This is a genomic window from Pseudomonas sp. FBCC-B35, assembly GCF_059133755.1.
This window is the reverse complement of record NZ_CP101439.1, coordinates 3006575-3031336: the sequence shown is the minus strand read 5'-3', so window position 1 is coordinate 3031336 and position 24762 is coordinate 3006575. Positions and strand designations below refer to the sequence as shown.

The 24762-nt window shown below is 63.0% G+C and carries 21 protein-coding genes; 4 read left to right on the top strand and 17 right to left on the bottom strand.

Features of this window, described 5'->3' with window-relative positions; genetic code table 11:
- Position 1: 1 nt before the first annotated feature.
- The 5 genes from NMB38_RS13845 to gloB form a co-directional block, all read right to left on the bottom strand.
- The gene (locus tag NMB38_RS13845; RefSeq protein WP_028686579.1) at positions 2 to 1075 is read right to left on the bottom strand and encodes a microcin C ABC transporter permease YejB; all 1074 of its coding nucleotides are present in this window, start codon (positions 1073 to 1075) and stop codon (positions 2 to 4) included.
- A 1-nt stretch (position 1076) separates the two neighbouring features.
- The gene (locus NMB38_RS13840) at positions 1077 to 2912 is read right to left on the bottom strand and encodes an extracellular solute-binding protein (protein ID WP_027916263.1); all 1836 of its coding nucleotides are present in this window, start codon (positions 2910 to 2912) and stop codon (positions 1077 to 1079) included.
- Positions 2909 to 4738, bottom strand: a complete 1830-nt coding sequence (locus tag NMB38_RS13835; RefSeq protein WP_104926366.1) for an extracellular solute-binding protein — start codon at positions 4736 to 4738, stop codon at positions 2909 to 2911. The genes NMB38_RS13840 and NMB38_RS13835 overlap by 4 nt, the downstream gene beginning before the upstream one ends.
- Before the next feature lie 129 nt (positions 4739 to 4867).
- Positions 4868 to 6298: a lytic transglycosylase domain-containing protein gene (locus tag NMB38_RS13830; protein ID WP_104926365.1), complete on the bottom strand. Its 1431-nt coding sequence runs from the start codon at positions 6296 to 6298 to the stop codon at positions 4868 to 4870.
- A gap of 100 nt (positions 6299 to 6398) precedes the next feature.
- Positions 6399 to 7178, bottom strand: coding sequence for a hydroxyacylglutathione hydrolase (gene gloB, locus NMB38_RS13825; RefSeq protein WP_490805920.1), 780 nt, complete (start codon positions 7176 to 7178; stop codon positions 6399 to 6401).
- An 86-nt stretch (positions 7179 to 7264) separates the two neighbouring features.
- Here gloB and NMB38_RS13820 point away from each other — a divergent pair, with 86 nt between their 5' ends.
- The 3 genes from NMB38_RS13820 (at position 7265) to dnaQ (ending at position 9353) form a co-directional block, all read left to right on the top strand.
- Positions 7265 to 8038 carry a class I SAM-dependent methyltransferase gene (locus tag NMB38_RS13820; RefSeq protein ID WP_027916259.1) on the top strand — a complete coding sequence of 258 codons (774 nt, stop codon included), beginning with the start codon at positions 7265 to 7267 and terminating at the stop codon, positions 8036 to 8038.
- A 13-nt stretch (positions 8039 to 8051) separates the two neighbouring features.
- Positions 8052 to 8498, top strand: a complete 447-nt coding sequence (rnhA, locus tag NMB38_RS13815; protein WP_023534768.1) for a ribonuclease HI — start codon at positions 8052 to 8054, stop codon at positions 8496 to 8498.
- Between the two features lie 150 nt (positions 8499 to 8648).
- Positions 8649 to 9353 carry a DNA polymerase III subunit epsilon gene (dnaQ, locus tag NMB38_RS13810; protein ID WP_241015291.1) on the top strand — a complete coding sequence of 235 codons (705 nt, stop codon included), beginning with the start codon at positions 8649 to 8651 and terminating at the stop codon, positions 9351 to 9353.
- A gap of 83 nt (positions 9354 to 9436) precedes the next feature.
- On the opposite strand, the gene NMB38_RS13805 is transcribed toward dnaQ, so the two are convergent.
- Entirely contained in the window at positions 9437 to 9655 is a 219-nt protein-coding gene (locus NMB38_RS13805) for a hypothetical protein (protein WP_027916257.1), read from the bottom strand.
- 155 nt (positions 9656 to 9810) lie between these two features.
- Here NMB38_RS13805 and NMB38_RS13800 point away from each other — a divergent pair, with 155 nt between their 5' ends.
- The gene (locus NMB38_RS13800; RefSeq protein WP_023534853.1) at positions 9811 to 10371 is read left to right on the top strand and encodes an NADPH-dependent FMN reductase; all 561 of its coding nucleotides are present in this window, start codon (positions 9811 to 9813) and stop codon (positions 10369 to 10371) included.
- A gap of 82 nt (positions 10372 to 10453) precedes the next feature.
- On the opposite strand, the gene NMB38_RS13795 is transcribed toward NMB38_RS13800, so the two are convergent.
- From NMB38_RS13795 to nuoE, 11 genes are all read right to left on the bottom strand, one after another.
- Entirely contained in the window at positions 10454 to 12526 is a 2073-nt protein-coding gene (locus NMB38_RS13795; RefSeq protein ID WP_286751447.1) for a TonB-dependent receptor family protein, read from the bottom strand.
- Positions 12527 to 12743: 217 nt separating this feature from the next.
- Positions 12744 to 14213 carry an NADH-quinone oxidoreductase subunit NuoN gene (gene nuoN / locus NMB38_RS13790; protein ID WP_023534778.1) on the bottom strand — a complete coding sequence of 490 codons (1470 nt, stop codon included), beginning with the start codon at positions 14211 to 14213 and terminating at the stop codon, positions 12744 to 12746.
- 7 nt (positions 14214 to 14220) lie between these two features.
- A complete protein-coding gene (nuoM, locus tag NMB38_RS13785; RefSeq protein ID WP_023534786.1) occupies positions 14221 to 15753 on the bottom strand; it encodes an NADH-quinone oxidoreductase subunit M in 1533 nt (510 codons plus the stop codon).
- Positions 15754 to 15802: 49 nt separating this feature from the next.
- A complete protein-coding gene (gene nuoL / locus NMB38_RS13780) occupies positions 15803 to 17656 on the bottom strand; it encodes an NADH-quinone oxidoreductase subunit L (RefSeq protein ID WP_027916255.1) in 1854 nt (617 codons plus the stop codon).
- On the bottom strand, positions 17653 to 17961 hold the full coding sequence (gene nuoK / locus NMB38_RS13775) for an NADH-quinone oxidoreductase subunit NuoK (RefSeq protein ID WP_003251446.1): 309 nt from the start codon (positions 17959 to 17961) through the stop codon (positions 17653 to 17655). Before nuoK ends, nuoL begins: the two co-directional genes overlap by 4 nt.
- Before the next feature lie 3 nt (positions 17962 to 17964).
- On the bottom strand, positions 17965 to 18465 hold the full coding sequence (nuoJ, locus tag NMB38_RS13770; RefSeq protein WP_023534783.1) for an NADH-quinone oxidoreductase subunit J: 501 nt from the start codon (positions 18463 to 18465) through the stop codon (positions 17965 to 17967).
- Between the two features lie 10 nt (positions 18466 to 18475).
- Positions 18476 to 19024, bottom strand: a complete 549-nt coding sequence (gene nuoI / locus NMB38_RS13765) for an NADH-quinone oxidoreductase subunit NuoI (RefSeq protein ID WP_023534793.1) — start codon at positions 19022 to 19024, stop codon at positions 18476 to 18478.
- A gap of 11 nt (positions 19025 to 19035) precedes the next feature.
- Complete coding sequence (gene nuoH, locus NMB38_RS13760) at positions 19036 to 20043, bottom strand: NADH-quinone oxidoreductase subunit NuoH (protein ID WP_027916254.1); 1008 nt, start codon at positions 20041 to 20043, stop codon at positions 19036 to 19038.
- Positions 20040 to 22754: an NADH-quinone oxidoreductase subunit NuoG gene (gene nuoG / locus NMB38_RS13755; RefSeq protein WP_027916253.1), complete on the bottom strand. Its 2715-nt coding sequence runs from the start codon at positions 22752 to 22754 to the stop codon at positions 20040 to 20042. The genes nuoH and nuoG overlap by 4 nt, the downstream gene beginning before the upstream one ends.
- A gap of 133 nt (positions 22755 to 22887) precedes the next feature.
- Positions 22888 to 24267, bottom strand: coding sequence for an NADH-quinone oxidoreductase subunit NuoF (nuoF, locus tag NMB38_RS13750; RefSeq protein WP_023534745.1), 1380 nt, complete (start codon positions 24265 to 24267; stop codon positions 22888 to 22890).
- Positions 24264 to 24761: an NADH-quinone oxidoreductase subunit NuoE gene (gene nuoE / locus NMB38_RS13745; protein WP_027916252.1), complete on the bottom strand. Its 498-nt coding sequence runs from the start codon at positions 24759 to 24761 to the stop codon at positions 24264 to 24266. The genes nuoF and nuoE overlap by 4 nt, the downstream gene beginning before the upstream one ends.
- Position 24762 lies beyond the last annotated feature (1 nt).

The window sequence follows — 24762 nt, the reverse complement described above, 5'->3', positions numbered from 1 at the left end:
GTCAGTGCTCCCGGCTGGCAAAGTCGATACGTGGATCGACCAGGGTGTAGGTCAGGTCGCCGATCAGTTTCACCACCAGCCCCAGGAGGGTGAAGATGAACAGGGTGCCGAAGACCACCGGGTAATCGCGGTTGATGGCCGCTTCGAAACTCATCAGGCCCAGCCCGTCGAGGCTGAAGATCACCTCGATCAGCAGCGAGCCTGTGAAGAAGATGCCGATGAAGGCCGAAGGAAAGCCGGCGATCACCAGCAGCATGGCATTACGGAACACGTGGCCATACAGCACCCGCGACCGGCTCAGGCCCTTGGCCTTGGCGGTGACCACGTACTGCTTGTTGATCTCGTCGAGGAAGCTGTTCTTGGTCAGCAGCGTCATGGTGGCGAAGTTGCCGATCACCAAGGCCGTGATCGGCAACACCAGGTGCCAGAAATAATCGAGGACCTTGCCTGTGGTGCTCAGCTCATCGAAGTTGTTGGAGGTCAGGCCGCGCAGTGGGAACCAGTCGAAGTAGCTGCCGCCGGCGAACAGGACGATCAGCAAGATGGCGAACAGGAACGCCGGGATGGCATAGCCCACGATGATCGCCGAGCTGGTCCACACATCGAAGTGACTGCCGTGGCGAACCGCCTTGGCGATCCCCAGGGGGATCGAGATCAGGTACATGATCAGCGTGCTCCACAGCCCCAGTGAGATCGATACGGGCATCTTCTCCAGAATCAGGTCGATGACCTTGGCGTCACGGAAGAAACTGTCGCCAAAATCCAGCTGGGCGTAGTTCTTGATCATGATCCACAGGCGTTCGGGCGGCGATTTGTCGAAGCCGTACATGCGCTCGATCTCCGCCACCAGCGCAGGGTCCAGGCCCTGTGCACCCCGGTAGTTGGAGCCGGCCACCGACACCTCGGCACCGCCACCTGCGATCCGGCTGGTGGCGCCTTCGAAGCCTTCGAGCTTGGCGATCATCTGTTCCACCGGCCCGCCAGGTGCGGCCTGGACGATGATGAAGTTGATGATCAGGATGCCGAACAGTGTAGGGATGATCAGCAGCAGTCGCCGCAGGATATAGGCCAGCATGTCAGTTGGCCTCGCCAGCAGTGGCCTGGGTTGCCTTGGGCGTTGAGCCGGGCTTGATCCACCAGGTGTCGATGCCGATGTCGTACTTGGGCGAAACCTTGGGGTGACCGATGTGGTTCCAATAGGCCACGCGCCAGGTCTTGATGTGCCAGTTCGGGATCACGTAGTAGCCCCACAGCAATACCCGGTCCAGGGCACGGCAGTGGTCGATCAGGCTCTGACGCGACTCGGCGTTGATCAGGCCATCGACCAGTTGGTCGATGGCGGGGTCACGCAGGCCGATGAAATTGCGGCTCCCAGGGTTGTCGGCGGCCGCGCTGGACCAGAATTCCCTCTGTTCGTTGCCAGGAGAGTTGGACTGGGGGTAGCCGCCCACGATCATGTCGTAATCGCGCGAGCGCAGGCGGGTGATGTACTGGGACACATCGACCCGGCGGATGTTGAGTTCGATACCCAGGTCCGCGAGGTTGCGCTTGAACGGCAGCAAAATGCGTTCGAACTCGGTCTGGGCGAGCAGGAACTCGATGCTGACCGGCTGGCCGTTGGTGTCGACCATCTTGTCGTCGACGATTTTCCAGCCCGCCTCCTGCAGCAACTTGTAGGCTTGGCGCTGCTGCTCCCGGATCATGCCGCTGCCGTCGCTGACCGGGTTATGGAAGGCCTGGGTGAAGACCTGTTCTGGCACCTGGCTGCGCACCGGTTCGAGGATTTGAAGTTCGCCAGGGCCGGGTAGGCCGCGGGCCGCCATCTCGGAGTTCTCGAAGTAACTGCCGGTGCGTGTGTAGGCGCCGTTGAACAGCTGCTTGTTGGTCCATTCATAGTCCAGCAGCAGGCTCAGCGCCTTGCGCACGCGGATATCCTGGAATACCGGCCGGCGAATGTTGAAGATGAAGCCCTGCATGCCTGTGGGGTTGCCATTGGGCAGCTCCTCCTTGATCAGGCGGCCGTCGCGCACAGCAGGCACGTTGTAAGCCGTGGCCCAGTTCTTGGCGCTGACTTCCAGCGCATAATCGAAGGCGCCCGCCTTCAGTGCCTCCAACGCGACCGTGGTGTCGCGGTAGGCGTCGAAGGTCATGGCGTCGAAATTGTAGAAGCCACGGTTGATGGGCAAGTCCTTGGCCCAGTAGTCCTTGACCCGCTCATAACGGACCGAACGCCCGGCCTTGACCTCGGCCACCTTGTACGGGCCGCTGCCCAGTGGGATTTCCAGATTGCCGCGGTTGAAGTCGCGCTGGGCGTACCAGTGCTTGGGCAGCACGGGCAACTGGCCGAGGATCAGCGGCAGTTCACGGTTGCCCTTGTGCTTGAACTTGAACACGACCTTGAGCGGGTCTTCGGCGACCACCTCGGCCACGTCCGCATAGTATTGGCGGTACAGGGGAGCACCGTCCTTCATCAGCGCATTGAAGGTGAACACCACGTCTTCGGCACGCATGGGATGGCCATCGTGGAACCGCGCCTCGGGGCGCAGGTAGAAGCGCACCCAGCTGTTGTCAGGCGCCTTCTCGATCTGTCGAGCGACCAGGCCGTACTCGGTGAAAGGCTCGTCCAGGCTCTGGCGCATCAAGGTGTCGTAGATGATGCTGATGTTTTCGGCAGATACCCCTTTGTTGATGAAGGGGTTGAGGCTGTCGAACCCGCCAAAGCTGGACTGGCGGAAGGTGCCGCCCTTGGGGGCGTCCGGGTTCACGTAGTCGAAGTGCTTGAAATCCGCCGGGTACTTGGGCGGCTCGTCGTACAGCGTGAGTGCGTGCTGCGGCGCTGCCAGCGCGGGAAGGCTCAGGCAGGCCAGCAACAGGCTGCCAGCCAGCCGGCGCAAGGAATGCGTGGGCGTCATTGGGCTTTCTCCGAAGTCTTGATCCACCAGCTGTTCAGCCCGAGGGTATAGGGCGGCGTGGTGACGAAGCCGAACCGATTGCGGTAGGCCAGGCGGTGATTGTCGAGGTACCAGTTGGGAATCATGTAGTGCTGCCATGAGAGCACGCGGTCCAGCGCTCGCGCCGCTGCGACCTGATCATCGCGAGTGCGCGCCGCCAGCAAGGTGTCTAGCAGGTGATCGACCACGGGGTCGTCGACCCCGGCGTAGTTCTTGCTGCCCTTGATGGCCGCCTGGCTTGAATGGAAGTACAGCCATTGCTCAAGGCCCGGGCTCAGGGTCTGGTTCAGGGTCATCAGAATCATGTCGAAGTCAAACTGGTCCAGTCGCTGTTTGTACTGAGCGCGGTCCACGGTTCGCAAGCGCGCGTCTACACCGATGCTGGAGAGGTTTTCGACATACGGCTGCAGGATGCGTTCCAGGTTGGGGTTTACCAGTAGCACTTCCATGCGCAGCGGTTGGCCCTTGCTGTCGACCAGACGCTGGCCCTTGAGTGTCCACCCGGCCTCAGCCAGCAAAGCCAGGGCCTTGCGCAACGTCTGCCGGTCAATCCCGCGCCCGTCCGTACGGCTGACCTGGTAGGGTTCAGTGAACAGCTTGGCCGCGAGCTGGTCGCGAAACGGGGCCAGCAACAACCATTCCTTGCCTTGGGGCAGGCCAGCGGCCGCGAACTCGCTATTGGGGTAATAACTGGTCGAGCGCCGGTAGGCGCTGCTGAACAGGGCACGGTTGGTCCACTCGAAATCGAACATCAAGCCCAGTGCCTGGCGCACCCGTGGATCGCTGAAGGTGGCGCGACGGCTGTTCATGAACAGGCCCTGGGTCTGGGTAGGGATGCGGTGGGGGATCTGCGCCTTGATCACCTCGCCGCGTCCCACGGCGGGGAACGTGTAGCCGTTGGCCCAGTTCTTGGCCTGATGCTCGATGTAGATGTCGAACTCACCTGCCTTGAAGGCTTCGAAGGCAACGGTGGAGTCGCGGTAGAACTCGTACTCGACACGGTCGAAGTTGTACTTGCCTCGATTCACCGCCAGGTCTTTGCCCCAGTAGTTTTTGACGCGCTCGAACACCAGGCGCCGGCCTGGCTGTACCTGGGTCACCCGGTAAGGCCCACTGCCCAGCGGGGGTTCGAAGGTAGTGGCCTTGAAGTCGCGCGTACGCCAGTAATGCTGGGGCAGGACGGGCATTTCCCCAAGGCGCAGGATCAACAACGGGTTGCCGGCTCGCTTGAACACGAAGCGAATACGCAGCGGCCCGAGAATGTCCACCCGCTGCACTTCCTGCAGGTTGGTCCGGTAAAGCGGATGACCTTCCTTGAGCAGTGTGCGGAAGGAGAAGGCCACGTCTGCCGACGTGATGGGCTTGCCATCGTGCCAGCGGGCTTGCGGGCGCAGGTTGAACACTACCCAGCTGCGGTCCTGGCTGTATTCGACCGAGCGGGCAATCAACCCGTAACTGGAGGTCGGCTCATCGCCCGAGGGGTCGTACTGGCCGGTACCCACCATGAGGGTCTCGTTGAGTTCATTGACCCCATACTGTTGAAAGTTGGGCGTGCTCACCGGGCTCGTACCCTTGAAGGTATAGGGGTTGAGCGTGTCGAACGTACCGAAGGCCATCGCCCGCAACGTGCCACCTTTGGGGGCTTGCGGGTTGACCCAGTCGAAATGGGTGAACGAGGCCGGGTACTTGAGCGTGCCGAACTGCGCGTAACCGTGGCTTTCGCTCACGGTTGCGACTGCGGGAAAGCTCAAGGCCAGGCTGAGTGTAAGAAGGAGGGGACGTATCAAGTCGGCATCCGATCCAAAGGCATTGGGCTTTGATCGGGCTACAGTAACAGTTTGCACTGGCGCAGCAAGCGCCAAACGGCAAGAAAACACAGGTACGCGCACGCACAGGTGTCCGCTTGCCGCCTGGGGTCAGTGGCCGACGTAGACGGTCAGGGTCTGGCCGGGTTTGAGCGCATGGCCACTGCGCGGATTCCAGCGCTTGAGGTGGGTCATCTCGACATTGAAGCGTTTGGCCACCAGATACAGCGAATCGCCCTTGCGCACCTTGTATTGGGTTGTGCGTTTTGCCGAGCTGGCGACCCGGTTAGCGGCGCCACTGGAGGCTTTGCCGCCGCGCAAGGCTAGCACCTGGCCGGCGCGCAGGCTGCTGCCCGACAGGCGGTTCCAGCGCTTGATGTCCGCAATGGATACACGGTTGGCCTTGGCGATGGTCCCCAGATTGTCACCACGCCTGACCTTGTAGCTGCGCGCGGCCACAGGCGCCTGGGCTTCGGCCACGGCGCGAGCGAAAGCAGCCTTGGGTGGCTGCAGGGTGACCAACTGCTCGGGGTTGAGGTTGGAGAGGCTGGCAGAGAGCAACTGCGCCTTGGCCGTGGGCACCAGCAACTGCTTCGGGCCATCGACCGTCATGCGCTTCTTGAAGGCTGGGTTCAGCTGGATGAGTTCGTCTTCGTCGATGTCGGCGAAAGCGGCCACCCGCGTCAGGTCGAGCCGGTCGTTGATCGCGACGGCCTCGAAGTAGGGCTCATTGGCGATCGGCGTCAGGTTCACGCCGTAGGCTTCAGGTGTGGAGACCACCTGTGACAAGGCCAGCAGCTTGGGCACGTAGTCGCGGGTTTCCTGAGGCAGTGGCAGGTTCCAGTAGTCGGTGGGCAAGCCCAGCTTCTCGTTGCGCTCCATCGCGCGGCTGACCGTGCCTTCGCCAGCATTGTAGGCCGCCAGTGCCAGCAGCCAGTCGCCGTTGAACATGTCGTGCAGGCGGGTCAGGTAGTCGAGCGCGGCGTTGGTCGAGGCGGTGACATCCCGACGGCCGTCATAGAAGTTGGTCTGGCGCAGGTTGAAGTGTCGACCGGTGGCTGGCATGAACTGCCACATGCCGGCTGCACTGGCGCGGGAGTACGCCATGGGGTTGTAGGCGCTCTCGATCGCCGGCAGCAGGGCCAGCTCCAGCGGCATGCCGCGCTCCTCGAGGCGTTCGACGATGTAGTGCAGGTAGAGGCTGCCGCGCTCCCCGGCGCTTTCGATGAACGTGGGGTTGCTGGCAAACCACAGGCGCTGTTGATCGATGCGCGGGTTGACGTCCCGGTACTCCTGGAGCACGAAGCCCTGGCGCATGCGTTCCCAGACATCCCGAGGCGCTTGCTCGACCGGCTTGACCAGCAATGGCGCCGGCCTTGGTTTGATTCGCGCTTGCAGGCTGTGCGCACGGACGCTATCGGCTTCGTCGAGCTGATGGGTGCTCTGGCAGCCCACCAAGGTGGCGGCCAGAGCGAGCGCACTGACCTGGGCCAGGCGCGTCAGCGCGACGGAATGAGAGGTTCTGCGGCTTCGGGAAGACATCGGCGGGCACAGGTATCCGGGCAAAAAATTTCGGCGATTCTAGGAACCGCTCCGGACCGGGTCAACCTTTGACCGCCACTTGCGATATATCTTGGGGTTATCAGAAGCTGTCTTTCCAAGACCTCAAGGCAGCAAAAACAGCGACATGCGAGGTGTTGGAATGTCCCTTCCATTCGTCTGCTTTTTGTTTAACAGATGTTTCAGCGGTGCGCAGGAAGGGGTTTGTCAGCCGTTCCAGACCAATGGTGGAGGGCAGTGTGATGCAGTCTTGCGCACGCAGCCGGGAGACCGTTTCGAAGCGCTTCACTACATCTTCATTGTCAGGTTCCACGGCCTTGGCAAAACGCAAATTGCTCAAGGTGTATTCATGTGCGCAGTAGACCTGGGTCTCGGCTGGCAGGGCTGCCAGGCGGGCCAGGGCCGGTTGCATCTGCTCGGCAGTGCCCTCGAACATGCGTCCGCATCCGGCTGCGAACAGGGTATCGCCACTGAACAGTACAGGCGTGGCCGCGCCAGCGTTGAAGAACGCGATGTGCCCCAGTGTATGGCCCGGCACGGCAAGCACCTCATAGACCTCACCCAGCACTGTGACCTGGTCGCCATCGTCCAGTGCCACATCCCTGCAAGGGATATCCTCGTTGGCTGGGCCGTGTACTTGCGCGCCCGTCAACGCCTTGAGCCGCGCCACACCGCCTACATGGTCGTTGTGATGGTGAGTGATGAGCATGTCGGTAAGCTGCCAACCAGGATGCGCGGCAAGCCACCGTTCCACCGGGCCGGCATCGCCAGGGTCGACCACCGCGCAGCGGCGTTTGGCAGTATGCTGTAACAACCAGATGTAATTGTCCGAGAAAGCGGGCAACGCTTCGATCTGTATCATGGTGGGAATCCGATTCGCCTTGCTTGGCACATGAAGGCATCTTAGCCGCGATGGCGCGGTGGGAGAACCTTTCGAGGAATTGCACAATGACCGACCAAGCCTTTGCCCAGGCCGACCCGGACTGGATCAAGCTGATCAGCCTGGCCCGTGAGTGGTTTCAGGGCCCGCTCGGCCAATTGATGCTGCAAGAAGAACAGAAGCTGCTGGAGGAAGAGCTGGGTCGCTTCTTCGGTGGCTACCTGGTGCACTATGGCCCCTGCGCCGACGCCCCACCCAGTGCGCCGAAGGTCCAGCGCAACGTGCGCCTCGGCGCGCCGCTGCCGGGGGTGGAGATCGTCTGCGAGGAACAGGCCTGGCCGTTAAGCGAGCACGCGGCCGATGTGGTGGTGTTGCAACATGGGCTGGATTTCAGCCTGTCGCCCCACGGGCTGCTGCGTGAGGCCGCCAGCGCCGTGCGCCCAGGCGGTCATCTGCTGATCGTCGGGATCAATCCGTGGAGCAGTTGGGGGGTGCGTCACCTGTTTAGCCGTGGCGCTTTGCGCAAGGCCCGCTGCATCTCGCCTTCGCGACTGGGTGACTGGCTCAACCTGCTGGGCTTTGCCTTGGAGAAACGCCGCTTCGGGTGCTATCGTCCGCCGCTTGCTTCGCCTGCCTGGCAGCAGCGCCTGGAAGGGTGGGAGCGCATGGCGGGCGGGTGGCAAAGCGCTGGCGGCGGTGTCTATGTGCTGGTGGCGCGCAAGATGGTCGTGGGCCTGCGGCCGCTGCGGCCCCAGCGTCGCGAGCCGATGGGCAAGTTGCTGCCGTTGCCATTGGCCAAGGTCAACCGCACCTCGGCGACCCCCGATCCCGATAAGCAGTGAATACGAGTGGTACATGAGCGATAGCGTCGAAATGTTTACCGATGGTGCCTGCAAGGGCAATCCTGGCCCCGGCGGCTGGGGTGTGCTGATGATTTTCAAAGGCGTTGAAAAAGAGTTGTGGGGGGGCGAGCGCGAGACCACCAACAACCGCATGGAGTTAATGGCCGCCATCCAGGGGCTGATGGCGCTCAAGCGTGAATGCGAGGTCGTGCTGACGACTGACTCGCAGTACGTGATGAAAGGCATCAACGAATGGATGGTCAACTGGAAAAAGCGTGGCTGGAAAACCGCGGCCAAGGAACCTGTGAAGAATGCCGACCTGTGGCAGTTGCTTGACGAACAGGTCAACCGCCACAAGGTGACCTGGAAATGGGTCCGCGGCCACATTGGCCACCCCGGCAACGAGCGTGCGGACCAGCTGGCCAACCGTGGCGTGGACGAAGTGCGCGCCCGGGCGTGACGCGCTGAACCCGATGCCAGGTGCGAAGGGGGCTCAGCGCTCGCCCTGCTGTTATACTGCGCACCTTTGTAAACGATGCAAGTTGGAGTCCCCCAAGTGGAGCAACAGCAAGACAAGCGGTTCGTTATCCTCGATACCGAAACCACGGGTATGCCGGTCAGCGAGGGGCACCGCATCATCGAGATTGGCTGCGTCGAGGTGGTCGGCAGGCGCCTGACAGGCAGGCATTTCCACGTCTACCTGCAGCCTGACCGCGAAAGTGACGAGGGCGCGATCAACGTCCACGGCATCACTGACGCCTTCCTGGTTGGCAAGCCGCGCTTCGGCGACGTCGCCGAGGAGTTCTTCGCGTTCATCCAGGGCGCTACGCTGGTCATCCACAACGCGGCATTCGACGTCGGGTTCATCAACAACGAGTTCGCGCTGCTGGGCCAGCAGGACCGTGCTGACCTGTCCCAGCACTGCACCATTCTCGACACCTTGTTGCTGGCGCGGGCGCGTCATCCGGGGCAACGCAACAGCCTGGATGCCTTGTGCAAACGCTACGATATCGACAACTCGGGGCGCGAACTGCACGGCGCGTTGCTCGACGCCGAGCTGCTGGCGGATGTCTACCTGGCAATGACCGGGGGGCAGACCAGCCTCTCGTTGGCAGGGCATGGCAGCGATTCGGACGAAAACGGGCAGGGTAGCGGAGGAGCTGACATTCGTCGCATCAGCGGTCGCGCGCCCGGCCGGGTCATTCTGGCCGCACCGGATGAGCTCGAAGCTCATGCCGAACGCCTTGCAGCGATTGCCAAGTCCGCTGGCGGCCCATCGCTCTGGCAGGCACTGGCTGAGCGGTCAGCGGACTAAAAAGCGACGGCCTGCAGCTGGTCAATCAAGACCGCAAGCGGTCTCACCCTCATCGAGCAGTAACAGGCCAGTGCCTCTTCGTGTCATGGGATACGGATGATTTCGACACCGGTGCGGGCAAGCTCGAATCGATTTTCACCCAGGTAGTTGACGCGATCGCCGATGGCAAGGCGGTAGGTGGTGATAGGTGCGCCGGTCGTGCTGCCGTCGTGTTGCAGGGTAGATTCCTGAAACTCGTGCACGGGATAGATACGGCCTTCGGCGTCGCGGGCATGGAATTGGCCGACCATTACTGCTGCCATTTGGGTGGAACCCTCTGAATTGCGTAGGAAATGTCTGTAGCAGTAGACCTTCCAAGGGCAGGGGAAGTTTTCGCGGCCGGGAAAAAAAACCAAAGCAGCGCAAAACGGTCATCTATAACTACATCGTCCCTGAAAACATGAAGTTGGAGATTGCCATGACCCAGGTCTATTCGGTTGCCGTCGTCGTCGGTAGCCTGCGCAAGGATTCCTATAACCGCAAGGTGGCCCGGGCGCTGTCTGAGCTGGCGCCGTCGAGCCTGGCACTGAAGATCGTCGAGATCGGCGACTTACCCCTGTACAACGAAGACTTGGAAACCGATGCCCCGCCAGCTGCCTGGACACGCTTTCGGAACGACATCAAGGGCAGCGATGCGGTGCTCTTCGTCACGCCGGAGTACAACCGGACCATGCCAGGCTGCCTGAAGAATGCCATCGATGTGGGTTCAAGGCCTTACGGGCAAAGCGCGTGGGGCGGCAAGCCGGCAGCCGTGGCGAGTGTGTCGCCAGGTGCGATCGGCGGCTTCGGTGCCAACCATTCAGTGCGCCAGTCCCTGGTGTTCCTGGACATGCCATGCATGCAGATGCCGGAGGCCTACATTGGCGGCGCTGCCAGCCTGTTCGACGAGTCAGGCAAACTCAACGACAAGACCCGGCCGTTTTTGCAAGGCTTCATCGACAAGTTCGCGTCTTGGGTGAAGCTGAATCGCTCTGTATGACCGTGGCCTGAGCGGCGCCACATTGTGCGGGCCAGTCGGCCCGCGCAATGTTTGTCAGCCAAGGGCTGCCCGATCGTGGCAGTCACCGGAATGTGTAGGACACTCCCGCATAGACCGCAGCGCCTTCGCCCGGAGTGGAGCGGGCAATGTCCCGCCCTGCGTCATTGAAGCCTGGGGTTACGGTCGCTGCGTAGCGCTTGTTGGTCAGGTTGCGTAGATCCAGCCAGGTCTGCCAGTCACGCTGCGGCGAGTCCCAACCGAGACGGGCGCCGAGGGTGGCGTAATCGTCGGCATGGTAGCTGTTGGCATAGTCCACTTGCACCTTGGACGCCATCTGCGTGTTGATCCCGGCGTAGAAGCCGCTGGGCCAGTCGAAGCGCAACTCGGCCTGATAGTAGTGCATGGGGATGCCCGGCAGGCGGTTGTCGCCGAACCTTTCGTCGTCGCGGTAATGGAAGTCACTGAAGGTGTAGGCCTGACGCAGGCTCAGGCGACCCAGGCCTGACTGCTCCCAGAGCGTGCTGTCCAGCCCGGCCTCCACGCCCTGGTGCACCGTGGCGCTGGCATTGAATTCCGAGGTGAAGTTCGGCACCACCTCGACCGCGAGCAGTTCGTGGCGTACTTGGGCGTAGTACCAGGCAAGGTCCCACCGCCCGAATGCCGACTCGCCGCGCGCACCTACTTCCAGCGTGGTGGCTGTCTGGTTCTGCATTTCGATCGGTTGAATCTGCTTGCCGCCCACGCTTGGCGAGCTCCAGATCAGCGACCATGGGTGGGGCGGTTCCACCGAGCGGCTGAGGTTGCCGTACACCTGCAGGTCCGGGCGTGCGTCGTAGCGCAGTCCGATGCGCGGCGCATAATCCCAATCATGCATCGACACCTTGCCGCCTTCGGCGGGGTAGGTCACGTCGCTCTCGCGTCGCGTATAGATAGCGGCCAGCCCGGTTGTCAGCCACAGGTTCGGTATGAGCTCCAGGTCATTACCCAGATGCAACACGGTATCGGAGCCTTGATAGGTGAAGTCACGTGTCCGAATGCCGATCACCTGGCCGTTGCGCGCAAATTGTGAGGCGCCGCTGTTGGGCAGGTGCTTGGTGGTGCGCCAGCCCACGGTCGTCTTGCTCTCACGGCCAAACACCGTGTCGCGCCGCTGATAGTTCAGCGTGCCACTGACGTCGGTGTAAGCCACCTTCAGGCGCATCGGGCCCTCGCGCAGGTCCATGGGGTAATCGTGGTAGACCAGGCCGGCTTCGACGCGGGCATCATCGTCAAGGTAGAACGTGGTCTTGCTGCCAACCCAGGTACTGCCCGGCTGCGGACGGCTGTCATCACGTGCCAGGTAGGCAGGGTTCGCCGAGGTAGGGTGATGCTTGATCTGGTCTTTGGTCAAACGTCCGGCCAGGTCGTTCTCCGTTTCCCGGTAGCGCAGGTACAGCCGTGTTTCAAGGTTGGGGTTGAAGCGATAGCCGACGTTGGCCGCGATGCCCTTGGCACTGCCGCTGCTGTGCTGCTGGTAGCCGTCGTAGTGCGCATCGGTCAGCGCAACGTAGTAGTCAAGGTTACCGAGTACCTGGCCGGAGCTGATGTGGCGGCGCTGATAGCCACGGCTGCCGACTTCATAGCGCACGTGCAGGGGCGCTGCATCGTAGCCGGTGTGGGTGACGTAATTGATGGCACCGCCCAACGCCAGCGATCCCTGATCAAACCCGTTGGCACCGCGCAGCACTTCGGCGCGGTTGAGCCACAACGGCTCGAACAGCTCGTAGGGCGTGCCCCCGGGGCCGGTCAGCGGCAGGCCGTCGAACTGCGTGTAGACCCCTGAGCCGTGCGCGCCTGGGGCCCGGTTGAGGCCGGAGCCGCGAATCGACAACTTGATGCCGTCGTTGCCCGCCGACTGGGCGAACACCCCCGGCTGGTAGGCAAGGACATCCTGGTTGCTGGCCACACGGCCTTGACCCACCTTTTGCATGTCCACCAGGTTGGTGCCACCTGGGGCACTGCGCAGGCGCTGCGCTGCGGCCTCCAGGTCCCCTTGCGCCTGGTCGGTGATCAGCACCTGGCCAAGTTCGATCGGGCTTGCTGACCAGGCAGGCGGGCTCGCAATGATGGCGCCAAGCAGGCCAAGGCGGGGGGACAGCAACAAAACGCGACGCATCGTAGGGCTCCAGACGACCAGCAGTGAGGCAACAGCGGTATGACGTACGAACCCGCGCCCAGATCACCCACAGCAGGGTAAAAATGCTGACACTGCCCCAACGCTTCCACCCACACGCCAGATCGGGCGACCGATAGGCCTGAGGGCGAGTCCAGCATTTGCCAGGCACAAACAAAAACACCCCGCGTAAGCGGGGTGTCTGGGATTGCCAGGCGGGTTAGCCGATCAGGTACAAACCTGCATGCTGCACCAGGTCCAGCAGCGGCTGCGGGTACACACCCAGTACGAAGACGAGCAGGGCGACAGCCAGCAGCATGACGCCACCGGTGCGCTGTTCCCACTTCAACGGTGCGTCGTGACGGCGCAGGTTAGGCTCGACCAGGTACAGGGTGACCATCACACGCAGGTAGTAGTACACACCGATGGCACTACCGATGACCAGCGCGCCCACCAACCACCACAGCTGCGACTCGACACCGGTGGCAATGATGTAGAACTTGCCGATGAAACCAGCGGTGAGCGGGATACCGGCCAGCGACAGCATCATCACGGTCAGCACGGCGGTCAGGTAGGGGCGACGCCAGAACAGACCGCGGTACTCGTACAGCGCGTCAGCATCGCGGCCACCGTAGGGCGAGGACATCAAGGTGATGACACCGAATGCCCCAAGGCTTGTGAGCACGTAGGTGACCAGGTAGACGCCCATGGCCTCCAGCGCCAGGCCCTTACTGGCCACCAGCGCGATCAGCAGGTAGCCGAAGTGGGCGATGGACGAGTAACCCAGCAGGCGCTTGAGGTTGCTCTGGGTCAGCGCCAGCAGGTTACCGACCAGGATCGACGCCACGGCGATGATGGCAAGCACCGTGCTCAGCACACCGCTGCTGGCGGCAGGGGAGAGCATGAACAGGCGGATGACCACCGCGAACACCGCAACCTTGCTGGCCGTGGCGAGGAACGCGGCGACCGGGGCCGGAGCACCTTCGTACACATCGGGCGTCCACAGGTGGAACGGTACCAGCGACAGTTTGAACGCCAGGCCGACCAACATCATGCCCAGACCCAGTTGAGCCAGCAGGCTCGGCATGCTGGTGGCAGCCAATGCCTTGCCCAACTGGTCGAAGGTCAAGCTGCCGGCGTCGGCGTACAGCAGCGCCATGCCGAACAGCAGGAAGGCAGAACCTGCTGCCGACAGCACCATGTACTTGATGCCGGCTTCAAGCGAGCGCTTGTTGAAGAACGCATACGCCACCAGGCCGTAGACCGGTACCGACAGCAACTCCAGGCCAATGAACAGGCCCGCCAGGTGGTTGGCGCTGACCAGCACCAGCCCGCCCAGTGCCGACATCAGCAGCAGCAGGTACAGCTCTTCGCGGTTGCCCGGGAAACCCTTGGCGCCTTCGCCCAGGTAGGCATGGGCGAGCGTTACGCATGCCAGGGTCGCGACCAACATGATTGCCATGTACAGGCAGGCGAACTTGTCGATGGTGATCAGCGACGTGACCGCCAGTGGCGCGACCTTCAATGCTGGCAGGATCGAAAGCAGGGCCAGGTTCAGCCCCACGGTGGACAGCAGGAACGTCTGCGAGTGATTGCGCTTCCAGGCGATCGCCAGCATCACCACCACCGTGGTGATGGTGGTGATCAGCATCGGCGCCAATGCGATGAAGTGTTGAGTGGTGAATTCCATAGCGCTCTTACCGGGCCGAAGCGAGTTGAGTGAAAGCGGAACCGAGCCACTGCTGCACACCACTCATGGTGGCGGCAGAGGTGTCGAGGAACGGCTGTGGATACACGCCCAGCAGCACCAGCAGTACCGCCAGGCCCAGCACCATGACCAGCTCGCGGGTGTCCATGCCGGCCAGTACGGTGTCCGATTTGCTCGGGCCGAAGTAGGCGCGGTGAATCATGATCAGCGAGTAGACCGAGCCGAATACCAGGCCGGTAGTGGCGATGACGGTGATCCAAGGCACGTGCACGAAGCTGCCGATCAGGATCAGGAACTCACCCACGAAGTTGCCGGTGCCTGGCAGCCCCAGGGAGGCGGCAGCGAAGAACAGGCTGATGGCAGGCAGGTAGGCGATGCGGTGCCACAGCCCGCCCATCTGGCGCATGTCGCGGGTGTGCAGGCGCTCGTACAACTGACCGGACAGGATGAACAGCGCGGCAGCCGACAGACCGTGAGCCAGCATCTGGATGACCGCACCTTGCAGTGCTTGCTGGCTACCGGAATAGATGCCGATCAGCACGAAGCCCATGTGAGAGACGCTGGAGAAGGCGATCAGGCGCTTGATGTCGGTCTGGGCGAAGGCCAGGAAGGCCCCGTAGAAGATGCCGATCAGGCCCAGGGTCATGGCGATGGGCGCGAACTCTGCCGAAGCATTGGGGAACAGCGGCAGGGCGAAGCGCAGCAGGCCATAAGCAGCGGTCTTGAGCAGGATACCCGCCAGGTCCACGGAACCTGCGGTCGGCGCCTGGGCGTGGGCGTCGGGCAACCAGGAGTGGAACGGCACCACCGGCAGCTTCACGGCAAAGGCAATGAAGAAGCCCAGCATCAGCAGGTACTCGGTACCGGCCGGCAGGTCGGCCTTGAGCAGGTCGCTGTAGTTGAACGTGATCACACCGGTGTTGGTGTAGTTGACCAGTACCAGGCCCAGGATCGCCACCAGCATGATCAGGCCGCTGGCCTGGGTGAAGATGAAGAACTTGGTCGCCGCGTAGATGCGCGTCTTCTTGCCGTCCGCCGAGCTATGACCCCAGAGCGCGATGAGGAAATACATCGGCACCAGCATCATTTCCCAGAAGAAGAAGAACAGGAACAGGTCCAGCGCCAGGAACACACCGACCACACCGCCCAGGATCCACATCAGGTTCAGGTGGAAGAAGCCGACGTGGCGCTGGATCTCTTTCCAGGAGCACAGCACCGACAACACGCCCAGCAGGCCTGTGAGCAGGATCATCAGCAGCGACAGGCCGTCGAGGGCCAGGTGGATGCTGATGCCGAAGCGCTGGATCCACTGGACTTTGTATTCCAGGGCCCATGCAGGCTCGGCGCCCGGAGCCGGGGCAAGGGTGTAGTCGCCGTTAGCCCACAGCCACAGGCCGATGCCGAGCAACAGGGACATGGTCAGCAGCGCGATCCAGCGCGGCAGGGTAGCGCCGAAGCGCTCGCCCAGCCAGCACAGGAAGCCGCCGATGAAGGGGATCAGGATCAGCCAAGGCAAAATCATGACGGGTTGGTTTCCTTTTGCAGGGTCGCAAGGTTCGCAAGGTTCATGGTCATACCGCGGCCACTACCACAGCGCCGAGTACCAGCACTGCGCCAATGGCGATGGAGGCGGTATACCAGCGCAGCTGGCCCGTCTCGGTCTTGGTCATGGCCACGTGGCCACCGCGAGCCAGACGAGGGATCAGGCCGATACCGCGGTCAACCGGGTCTTTGCGCAGCAGGTGGCTGATCAGCAGGTAGGGCTTGACGAACAGCTTGTCGTAGATCCAGTCGAAGCCCCAGGCCGCGAACCACCAGGCCGACAGCACGCGGCCGATGCCACTGTTGGCCACCGCGCTGACGAAGCTGCGCTTGCCCAGGAACAGCAAGGCGGCGAGCAGGATACCGGCAATGGCAATGGCGCCCGAGGTGATCTCCAGAGCATGCTTGGCCTCACCGCCGGCATGGCCTGCGCTTTGAGGCAGCACGTCAGCCAACGGCGGTGTGATCCATGCGCCGACGAAGGTCGACAGCACGATCAGCACGCCCAGTGGCAGCCAATGGCTGATGCCGTGGCCGGCGTGGGCTTCGGTCTTCGCTTCGCCGTGGAAGGCGATGAAGATCAGGCGGAAGGTGTACAGCGAGGTCATGAAGGCGCCGAGCAGGCCGGCGTACAGCAGGCCGGAGTTGCCGCTGGCAAAGGCTTCCCACAGGATCTCGTCCTTGGAGTAGAAGCCTACGGTCACGATCGGCAAGGCCGCCAGGGCAGCGCCACCGACCACGAAGCTGGCGTAGGCCAGCGGCAGTTTCTTCCACAGCCCGCCCATCTTGAAGATGTTCTGCTCGTGGTGGCAGGCCACGATGACGGCGCCCGAAGCCAGGAACAGCAGCGCCTTGAAGAAGGCGTGGGTCATCAAGTGGAAGATCGCCGCATCCCAGGCGCCGACGCCCAGTGCCAGGAACATGTAGCCGATCTGGCTCATGGTCGAGTAGGCCAGGATACGCTTGATGTCGGTTTGCACCAGTGCAGCGAAGCCCGCCAGCACCAGGGTAACGCCACCCACCACGCCCACCAGGTGCAGGATGTCCGGCGCCAGCAGGAACAGGCCATTGGTACGGGCAATCAGGTAGACACCGGCCGTTACCATCGTCGCCGCGTGGATCAGCGCCGACACCGGGGTCGGGCCGGCCATGGCGTCCGCCAACCAGGTCTGCAGCGGTAGCTGCGCGGATTTGCCCACGGCGCCGCCGAGCAGCATCAGCGTTGCCAACACCATCCAGGTATCGCCGGCCTGGAATTTCTGCGGTGCCAGCACCAGCAGTTCCTGGACGTTCAGCGTGCCCAGCTGGGCGAACAGGATGAACAGGCCGATGGCCATGAACACGTCGCCGATACGGGTGACGATGAAGGCCTTGAGCGCTGCGTTACCATTGTTGCGGTTGCTGTAGTAGAAACCGATCAACAGGTAGGAACACAGGCCTACGCCTTCCCAGCCGAAGTAGATGAACAGCAGGTTGTCGCCCAGGATCAGGAACAGCATGCTGGCGATGAACAGGTTGGTGTACGAGAAGAACCGTGAGTAGCCGGTCTCGCCACGCATGTACCAGGACGCGAACAAGTGGATCAGGAAACCCACACCTGTCACTACGCCCAGCATGGTGACCGACAGGCCATCGAGGTACAGGGTGAAGTTCGGCGCAAAACCATCCACCGACATCCACTGCCACAGCAGCTGGCTGTACGCACCGCCTTCAGGCGGGGCGACGTTGAATTGCCAGATCACGTAGGCGGCCGTGGCCGCCGACAGGCCAACCGAACCGACGCCGATCAAGGCGGACAGGTTCTCCGAGAACCTCCCGCGCGAGAACGACAGCAGCACAAAGCCCACAAGGGGGAAGACGAAAGTCAGGAAGAGAAGGTTCATCCGCGCATCTCACTGGCAGCATCGATGTCGAGGGTGTGGAAGCGGCGATACAGCTGCAGCAGGATGGCCAAGCCAATGCTGGCCTCGGCTGCTGCCAGGCTGATCACCAGAATGAACATCACCTGGCCATCGGGTTGGACCCAACGGGCACCGGCGACGACGAACGCCAGGGCAGAGGCGTTCATCATGACTTCCAGGCTCATGAGTACGAAGAGGATGTTGCGGCGGACCATCAGGCCAACCAGACCTAAGCAGAACAGGATGCCGGCGACGGCCAGGCCATGTTCGAGAGGGATAGCACCCATGATTTACTCCTTCGCCTCATTGCGGCCCAGGTGGAAGGCGGTGACCGCTGCCGCGAGCAGCAGCATCGACGCCAGTTCGACCACCAGCAGGTAGGGGCCGAACAGGCTCACACCCACTGCTTTCGGGCCCACGGTGGTACCGCTGATGGCAGCGCCGCTGGGTGCGACGAACAGCACGTACAGCAGCTCCACCAGCAACAGGGCGCCAAGGATCACCGGCCCTGCCCAGATGCCGGGCTTGAGCCAGCCGCGCTCCTGGGCAACCGAAGCCGGCCCCAGGTTGAGCATCATCACCACGAAGACGAACAGCACCATGATGGCGCCGGCATAGGCGATCACTTCCAGGGCGCCCGCGAACGGCGCACCCAGGGAAAAGAAGATCATCGCCACGGAAATCAGCGAGATGATCAGGTAGAGCAGGGCGTGCACGGGGTTTGTGCCGGTCACCACCCGAAGGGTGGACACCACGGCGATCCCGGATGCGAAGTAGAAAGCGAATTCCATCTTTCTGTCCTTATGGGAGCAAGCTCTTCACGTTGATCGGCTCGGCTTCGTTCTGCGCAGCGCCTTTCGGCTTGCCAGCGATCGCCATGCCCGCAACACGGTAGAAGTTGTAGTCAGGGTTCTTGCCGGGGCCGGAGATCAGCAGATCTTCTTTCTCGTACACCAGGTCCTGACGCTTGAACTCGGCCATTTCGAAATCCGGAGTCAGCTGGATTGCGGTGGTCGGGCACGCTTCTTCGCACAGGCCACAGAAGATGCAGCGCGAGAAGTTGATGCGGAAGAACTCCGGGTACCAACGGCCGTCGTCGGTTTCTGCCTTCTGCAGCGAGATGCAGCCCACCGGGCAGGCCACCGCGCACAGGTTGCAGGCCACGCAGCGCTCTTCGCCATCAGGGTCGCGCGTCAGGACGATGCGGCCACGGTAGCGTGGGGGCAGGTACACGGGTTCTTCGGGGTACTGCAGGGTGTCGCGCTTGCGAAACCCGTGGGAGAACACCATGGCCAGGCTGCGCAGCTGGGTGCCGGTGCCCTTAACGATGTCGCCGATATACTTGAACATGGGTCAAATCCTCACTGGGCCGCGACGGCTGGCGTGTTGTAAAGCACGATCGCAGCGGTCACCAGCAAATTGATCAGGGTCAGCGGCAGGCAGAACTTCCAGCTGAAGTCCATCACCTGGTCATAGCGTGGGCGCGGAATGGAGGCGCGCAGCAGGATGAACAGCATGATGAAGAACGCGGTCTTCAGGGCGAACCACAGGAACGACAGTTGCGGCAGGATGCCGAACGGGCCGTGCCATCCGCCGAAGAACAGGGTGACCAGCAGCGCCGAGATGAGGATGATGCCGATGTACTCACCGACGAAGAACATGCCCCATTTCATGCCGGCATACTCGATGTGGTAGCCGTCGGCCAGTTCCTGTTCCGCTTCCGGCTGGTCGAAGGGGTGACGGTGAGTCACGGCCACGCCAGCGATGAAGAAGGTGCAGAAGCCGAAGAACTGCGGAATGATGAACCACAGGTTCTGCGCCTGGTACTCGACGATGTCGCGCATGTTGAACGAACCGACCTGTACCACCACGCCCATCAGCGCCAGGCCCAGGAACACTTCGTACGACACGGTCTGGGCCGAGGCCCGCAAGCTGCCCAGCAAGGCGTACTTGTTGTTCGAGGACCAGCCGGCGAACAGGACGGCATAGACCGACAGACCTGCCATGGCGAAGAAGAACAGCAGGCCGATGTTCAGGTCGGCCACGCCCCAGGTCGGGGTGATCGGAATGACCACGAAGGCAATCAGCAGGGCGCTCATGGCCACGACGGGTGCCAGGGTAAAGATCACGCGGTCGACGAAGGGCGGGTTCCAGTCTTCCTTGAAGAACATCTTCAACATGTCGGCAGCGATCTGGAACATGCCGAACGGGCCAACGCGGTTCGGACCGTAACGGTCCTGCCACCAGCCCAGCAGGCGCCGCTCGATGAAGCTGAGCAGCGCGCCGCAGACCACCACCGCCAGCAGGACCACGATTGCCCTTAGCACGGTGAGGATCACGTCGATCACTTCGGGGGTGAACCAGCTCATTGTGCTGCCTCCTGCAGGCCTTCGACGGATGCCCCGAACACGGCAGGCGGGATGCCGGCCAAGCCCTTGGGCAGCGCGACCAGGCCAGCGCCCAGCGCTTCATTGATACGCAGCGGCAGGCGCAGCGCCACACCCGCGACGTTCAGGTCCAGCAGGGCACCTTCGTTGACGCCCAGGCGATCGGCTTCGGACTTGGCCAGGGCCACGTAGGCAGCCGGGATGCGCGTTTGCACCGGCGCGGCACGCGAGGAGCTTTCTTCGCTGCCGAACAGGTGGAAGAACGGTACCGCTGTCCAGGTGCCGCGGGCCGGGTTGAAGGCGCCAGGTACCGTGGTGAACCAGGCCAGGCCATCACCTTTGGATTCGATCAGCCGCACGCCTGGGTCGCCGGCACGCAAGTGACCACCCACCTCATCCTGAAACTTGTTCCAGGCCTGGGGCGAGTTCCAACCTGGCGACCAGGCGAACGGGACCTGCTGGCGTGGCTCGGCCGAGCCCGAATACCCTTCCATGGAGAAGGCGAACGCGGTATCGCGATCTTGCGGGGTACGCGGCTCGTGCACGCTGATGTTGGCGCGCATGGCGGTGCGCCCGGAGTAGCGCAGCGGCTCACGGGCAAGCTTCAGGCCCTTGATGCGGAAGGCGGCGCTTGGCGCGGCATCGACGATGCCAGCCAGTTGCGGGGCCGCCTGGGCGCAGGCGTGGGTAACGTGGTCCAGTTGGGTCCAGTCCACGGGCTTGGCCAGCAGGGTGGCACGCAGGGCGTGCATCCAGCGCCAGCCTTCGTGGACCTGGATGCTGCTGTCCAGGTACTGCGGGTCGAACACCTGGAAGAAGCGCTGGGCACGGCCTTCCTGGCTGACCAGGGTGCCGTCGCCTTCGGCGAAGGAGGCGGCCGGCAGTACCAGGTGAGCGCGCTCGACCGTCGGGGTTCTGGAGTGGTCGGCAACGATGACCACCTTGGCCGCTGCCAGGGCAGCATCCACCTTGGCTGCAGGGACGCGGGCGTAGAGGTCGTTTTCCAGCACCACGATGGCGTCGGCCTTGCCGTCGATGACCGCATCCAGTGCGGCGTCGACCGACTCGCCACCCAGCATGGCCAGGCCAAGGCTGTTGGCTTCAGGCACCACCAGGCTCAAGGAGCCTTGTTTGTCGCGCAGCTTCAGGGCCTTGGCGATGTTGGCGGCTGCTTCGATCAGCGAAGCATCGGCCAGCGAGGTGCCGGCAATGACCAGCGGGCGCTTGGCCGCGATCAGGGCATCGGCGATGCGCTGGGCCAGCGCCTTGGCCTCGTCGTCCAGGCCGGCGACGGCTGGCGCACTTGGGTCGATGGCATGGGCCACGGCAAAACCGAGACGGGCCAGGTCCGCCGGGGCTGCATGCACGCATTCTTCGGCCACGTCGTCGAGCTTGGTCTCGGCCAGGCTGGCGATGAACAGGGGGTACAGCGCATGCTGACCGATGTTCTTGACGGCAGCGTCGAGCCACGGCTGAACCTTCATCGCCTCGGCCATGGCCTCGGCCTTGCCCTTGGTGGCCTGGCGCACGGCCAGGGCGACGCGGGCAGCGGTCTGGGTCAGGTCTTCACCGAGCACGAATACCGCATCATGGTCTTCGATGTCGCGCAGGGTCGGAACGGGCAGGGGGCTGTTGTTCAGCACCTCTAGCGCCAGACGCACGCGCGTCAGCTCACCGGCTTCCATCCCGCAGTGGAAATACTCGGCACCGACTAGTTCGCGCAGGCCATAGTTGCTTTCGAGGCTGGCGCGTGGCGAACCGATACCGACGATGGTACGGCCGCGCAGCAGGTCGGCGGCTTTGTCCAGGGCCGCGTCCAGGCCCAACTTGGTGCCGTCGGCCAGTTGCGCCTGGCGTGGACGATCCGTGCGGTTGACGTAGCCATAGCCGAAGCGGCCTCGGTCGCACAGGAAGTACTGGTTCACCGAGCCGTTGAAACGGTTCTCGATGCGGCGCAGTTCACCGTAACGCTCGCCTGGGCTGATGTTGCAGCCACTGGAGCAACCGTGGCAGATGCTCGGGGCAAACTGCATGTCCCACTTGCGGTTGTAGCGCTCGGAGTGGGTTTTGTCGGTGAACACGCCGGTTGGGCAGACTTCGGTCAGGTTGCCCGAGAACTCGCTTTCCAGCACACCGTCTTCGACGCGCCCGAAATACACGTTGTCATGGGCGCCATAGACACCCAGGTCGGTGCCACCGGCGTAGTCCTTGTAGTAACGCACGCAGCGGTAGCAGGCGATGCAGCGGTTCATCTCATGGGCGATGAACGGGCCGAGGTCCTGGTTCTGGTGGGTGCGCTTGGTGAAGCGATAGCGGCGCTCGTTGTGGCCGGTCATCACTGTCATGTCTTGCAGGTGGCAGTGCCCGCCTTCCTCGCACACCGGGCAGTCGTGCGGGTGGTTGGTCATCAGCCATTCGACGACGCTGGCGCGAAACGCCTTGGACTCGTCATCGTCGATGGAGATCCAGGTACCGTCGGATGCAGGCGTCATGCAGGACATGACGATACGCCCGCGCGTGTCGTTCTCGTCGGTGTACTGCTTGACCGCACATTGGCGGCAGGCACCGACGCTGCCAAGCGCCGGGTGCCAGCAGAAATAAGGGATGTCGAGGCCAAGTGACAGACAGGCCTGTAACAGGTTGTCTGCACCGTTGACTTCGAGCGCTTTGCCGTCTACGTGGATAGTGGCCATTGTTCAAAGTTCTTCGTTGGCCCGCGTGAGCAGGCGTGGCTAATGGAAATCGGTAAGCCTGCGACACGCCGCGATCGGGTCGGGCCTGTCGGCAAGCTGGCGAGTGGCACGGACCACCCGCAGGAACATCGTGTTATGCGCCGACTACGGTCGGCCCGGCCTGAAGCGGTCTTGCCAGGTCAGGGCGCAACGCCTCGCCAGCGACAACCGGTGCGACACCGGCCTCGAACTCCGAGCGGAAGTACTTGATGGCACTGCCAAGCGGCTCCACCGCACCGGGTGCGTGGGCGCAGAAGGTACGGCCTGGGCCGAGGAAGTTGACCAGCCCCAGCAGGGTCTCGATGTCTTCGGCGCGGCCCTGGCGGTTCTCCAGGGCGCGCAGCATCTTCACGCTCCAGGGCAGGCCGTCACGGCACGGTGTGCACCAGCCGCACGACTCACGGGCGAAGAACTCCTCCATGTTGCGCAGCAGCGAGACCATGCTGACACTGTCGTCCACCGCCATGGCAAGGCCGGTCCCCATGCGGGTGCCGACTTTGGCGATACCGCCCGCGTACATTTGCGCGTCCAGGTGCTCGGGCAGCAGGAAACCGGTGCCGGCCCCGCCGGGCTGCCAGCACTTGAGCCGGAAGCCGTCGCGCATGCCGCCCGCGTAGTCCTCGAACAGTTCGCGTGCGGTGACGCCAAACGGCAGCTCCCACAGGCCTGGGTTCTTGACCTTGCCGGAGAAGCCCATCAGCTTGGTGCCATGGTCTTCGCTGCCTTCGCGGGCCAGCGACTTGTACCAGTCGTTGCCATTGGCGACGATGGCCGGCACGTTGCACAGGGTCTCGACGTTGTTCACGCAGGTCGGCTTGCCCCACACGCCCACGGCGGCAGGGAAGGGCGGCTTGGAGCGTGGGTTGGCGCGGCGACCTTCGAGCGAGTTGATCAGCGCGGTTTCTTCACCGCAGATATAGCGGCCTGCACCGGTGTGCACGAACAGCTCGAAATCGAAGCCGCTGCCCAGGACGTTCTTGCCCAGCAGGCCAGCGGCCTTGGCTTCATCGATGGCACGGTTGAGGTTTTTTGCCGCCGTGGTGTATTCGCCGCGCAAGAAGATGTAGCCGCGGTAGGCCTTCAGCGCGCGGGCGCTGATCAGCATGCCTTCGATCAGCAGATGGGGCTGTTGCTCCATCAGCATGCGGTCCTTCCAGGTGTTGGGCTCCATTTCATCGGCGTTACACAACAGGTAACGGATGTTCATGGACTCATCCTTGGGCATCAGGCCCCACTTCACCCCGGTGGGGAAGCCCGCGCCACCACGGCCCTTGAGGCCGGAGTCCTTGACGCTTTGCACGATCTCGTCAGCCGACATCTGCGCCAGCGCCTTGCGGGCAGCGGCGTAGCCGTTCTTCGATTCGTACTCGGCCAGCCAGACCGGCTCGCCGTCTTCACGCAGGCGCCAGGTCAGCGGATGGGTTTCAGCCGAGCGCGCGATGCGGTTGGCCGGGCCGAAGGAAGTGATGGTCATGCGTAACCCTCCAGCAGCTTGGAGACGCCAGCAGGCTGCACGTCGCCAAAGGTGTCGTCGTCGATCATCAGCGCCGGGGCCTTGTCGCAGTTGCCAAGGCAGCAGACCGGCAGCAGGGTGAAGCGGCCATCGGCAGTCGTTTGACCCAGGCCGATGCCCAGCTCGCTCTGGATCTGGCTGACCACCGACTCGTGGCCGCCGATGTAGCACACCATGCTGTCGCACACGCGGATAATGTGGCGGCCCACCGGCTGGCGGAAGATCTGGCTGTAGAAGGTGGCGACGCCTTCGACGTCGCTGGCCGGGATGCCCAGCACCTCGCCGATGGCGTGGATGGCGCCGTCCGGCACCCAGCCACGGGCTTTCTGCACGATCTTCAGGGCTTCGATGGACGCCGCACGCGGGTCCTCGTAGTGGTGCATTTCATGCTCGATGGCCGAGCGTTCGGTTTCGCTCAGGGCGAAACGGTCTGTCTGGATAAGCGTGCTGTTCATG

Bases quoted from the DNA above. Each gene is read 5' to 3' on its own strand.
- NMB38_RS13845 (WP_028686579.1), bottom strand. From the start codon at position 1,075: ATGCTGGCCTATATCCTGCGGCGACTGCTGCTGATCATCCCTACACTG.
- NMB38_RS13840 (WP_027916263.1), bottom strand. From the start codon at position 2,912: ATGACGCCCACGCATTCCTTGCGCCGGCTGGCTGGCAGCCTGTTGCTG.
- NMB38_RS13830 (WP_104926365.1), bottom strand. From the start codon at position 6,298: ATGTCTTCCCGAAGCCGCAGAACCTCTCATTCCGTCGCGCTGACGCGC.
- gloB (WP_490805920.1), bottom strand. From the start codon at position 7,178: ATGATACAGATCGAAGCGTTGCCCGCTTTCTCGGACAATTACATCTGG.
- NMB38_RS13820 (WP_027916259.1), top strand. From the start codon at position 7,265: ATGACCGACCAAGCCTTTGCCCAGGCCGACCCGGACTGGATCAAGCTG.
- rnhA (WP_023534768.1), top strand. From the start codon at position 8,052: ATGAGCGATAGCGTCGAAATGTTTACCGATGGTGCCTGCAAGGGCAAT.
- dnaQ (WP_241015291.1), top strand. From the start codon at position 8,649: ATGCCGGTCAGCGAGGGGCACCGCATCATCGAGATTGGCTGCGTCGAG.
- NMB38_RS13805 (WP_027916257.1), bottom strand. From the start codon at position 9,655: ATGGCAGCAGTAATGGTCGGCCAATTCCATGCCCGCGACGCCGAAGGC.
- NMB38_RS13800 (WP_023534853.1), top strand. From the start codon at position 9,811: ATGACCCAGGTCTATTCGGTTGCCGTCGTCGTCGGTAGCCTGCGCAAG.
- NMB38_RS13795 (WP_286751447.1), bottom strand. From the start codon at position 12,526: ATGCGTCGCGTTTTGTTGCTGTCCCCCCGCCTTGGCCTGCTTGGCGCC.
- nuoN (WP_023534778.1), bottom strand. From the start codon at position 14,213: ATGGAATTCACCACTCAACACTTCATCGCATTGGCGCCGATGCTGATC.
- nuoM (WP_023534786.1), bottom strand. From the start codon at position 15,753: ATGATTTTGCCTTGGCTGATCCTGATCCCCTTCATCGGCGGCTTCCTG.
- nuoL (WP_027916255.1), bottom strand. From the start codon at position 17,656: ATGAACCTTCTCTTCCTGACTTTCGTCTTCCCCCTTGTGGGCTTTGTG.
- nuoK (WP_003251446.1), bottom strand. From the start codon at position 17,961: ATGGGTGCTATCCCTCTCGAACATGGCCTGGCCGTCGCCGGCATCCTG.
- nuoJ (WP_023534783.1), bottom strand. From the start codon at position 18,465: ATGGAATTCGCTTTCTACTTCGCATCCGGGATCGCCGTGGTGTCCACC.
- nuoI (WP_023534793.1), bottom strand. From the start codon at position 19,024: ATGTTCAAGTATATCGGCGACATCGTTAAGGGCACCGGCACCCAGCTG.
- nuoH (WP_027916254.1), bottom strand. From the start codon at position 20,043: ATGAGCTGGTTCACCCCCGAAGTGATCGACGTGATCCTCACCGTGCTA.
- nuoG (WP_027916253.1), bottom strand. From the start codon at position 22,754: ATGGCCACTATCCACGTAGACGGCAAAGCGCTCGAAGTCAACGGTGCA.
- nuoF (WP_023534745.1), bottom strand. From the start codon at position 24,267: ATGACCATCACTTCCTTCGGCCCGGCCAACCGCATCGCGCGCTCGGCT.
- nuoE (WP_027916252.1), bottom strand. From the start codon at position 24,761: ATGAACAGCACGCTTATCCAGACAGACCGTTTCGCCCTGAGCGAAACC.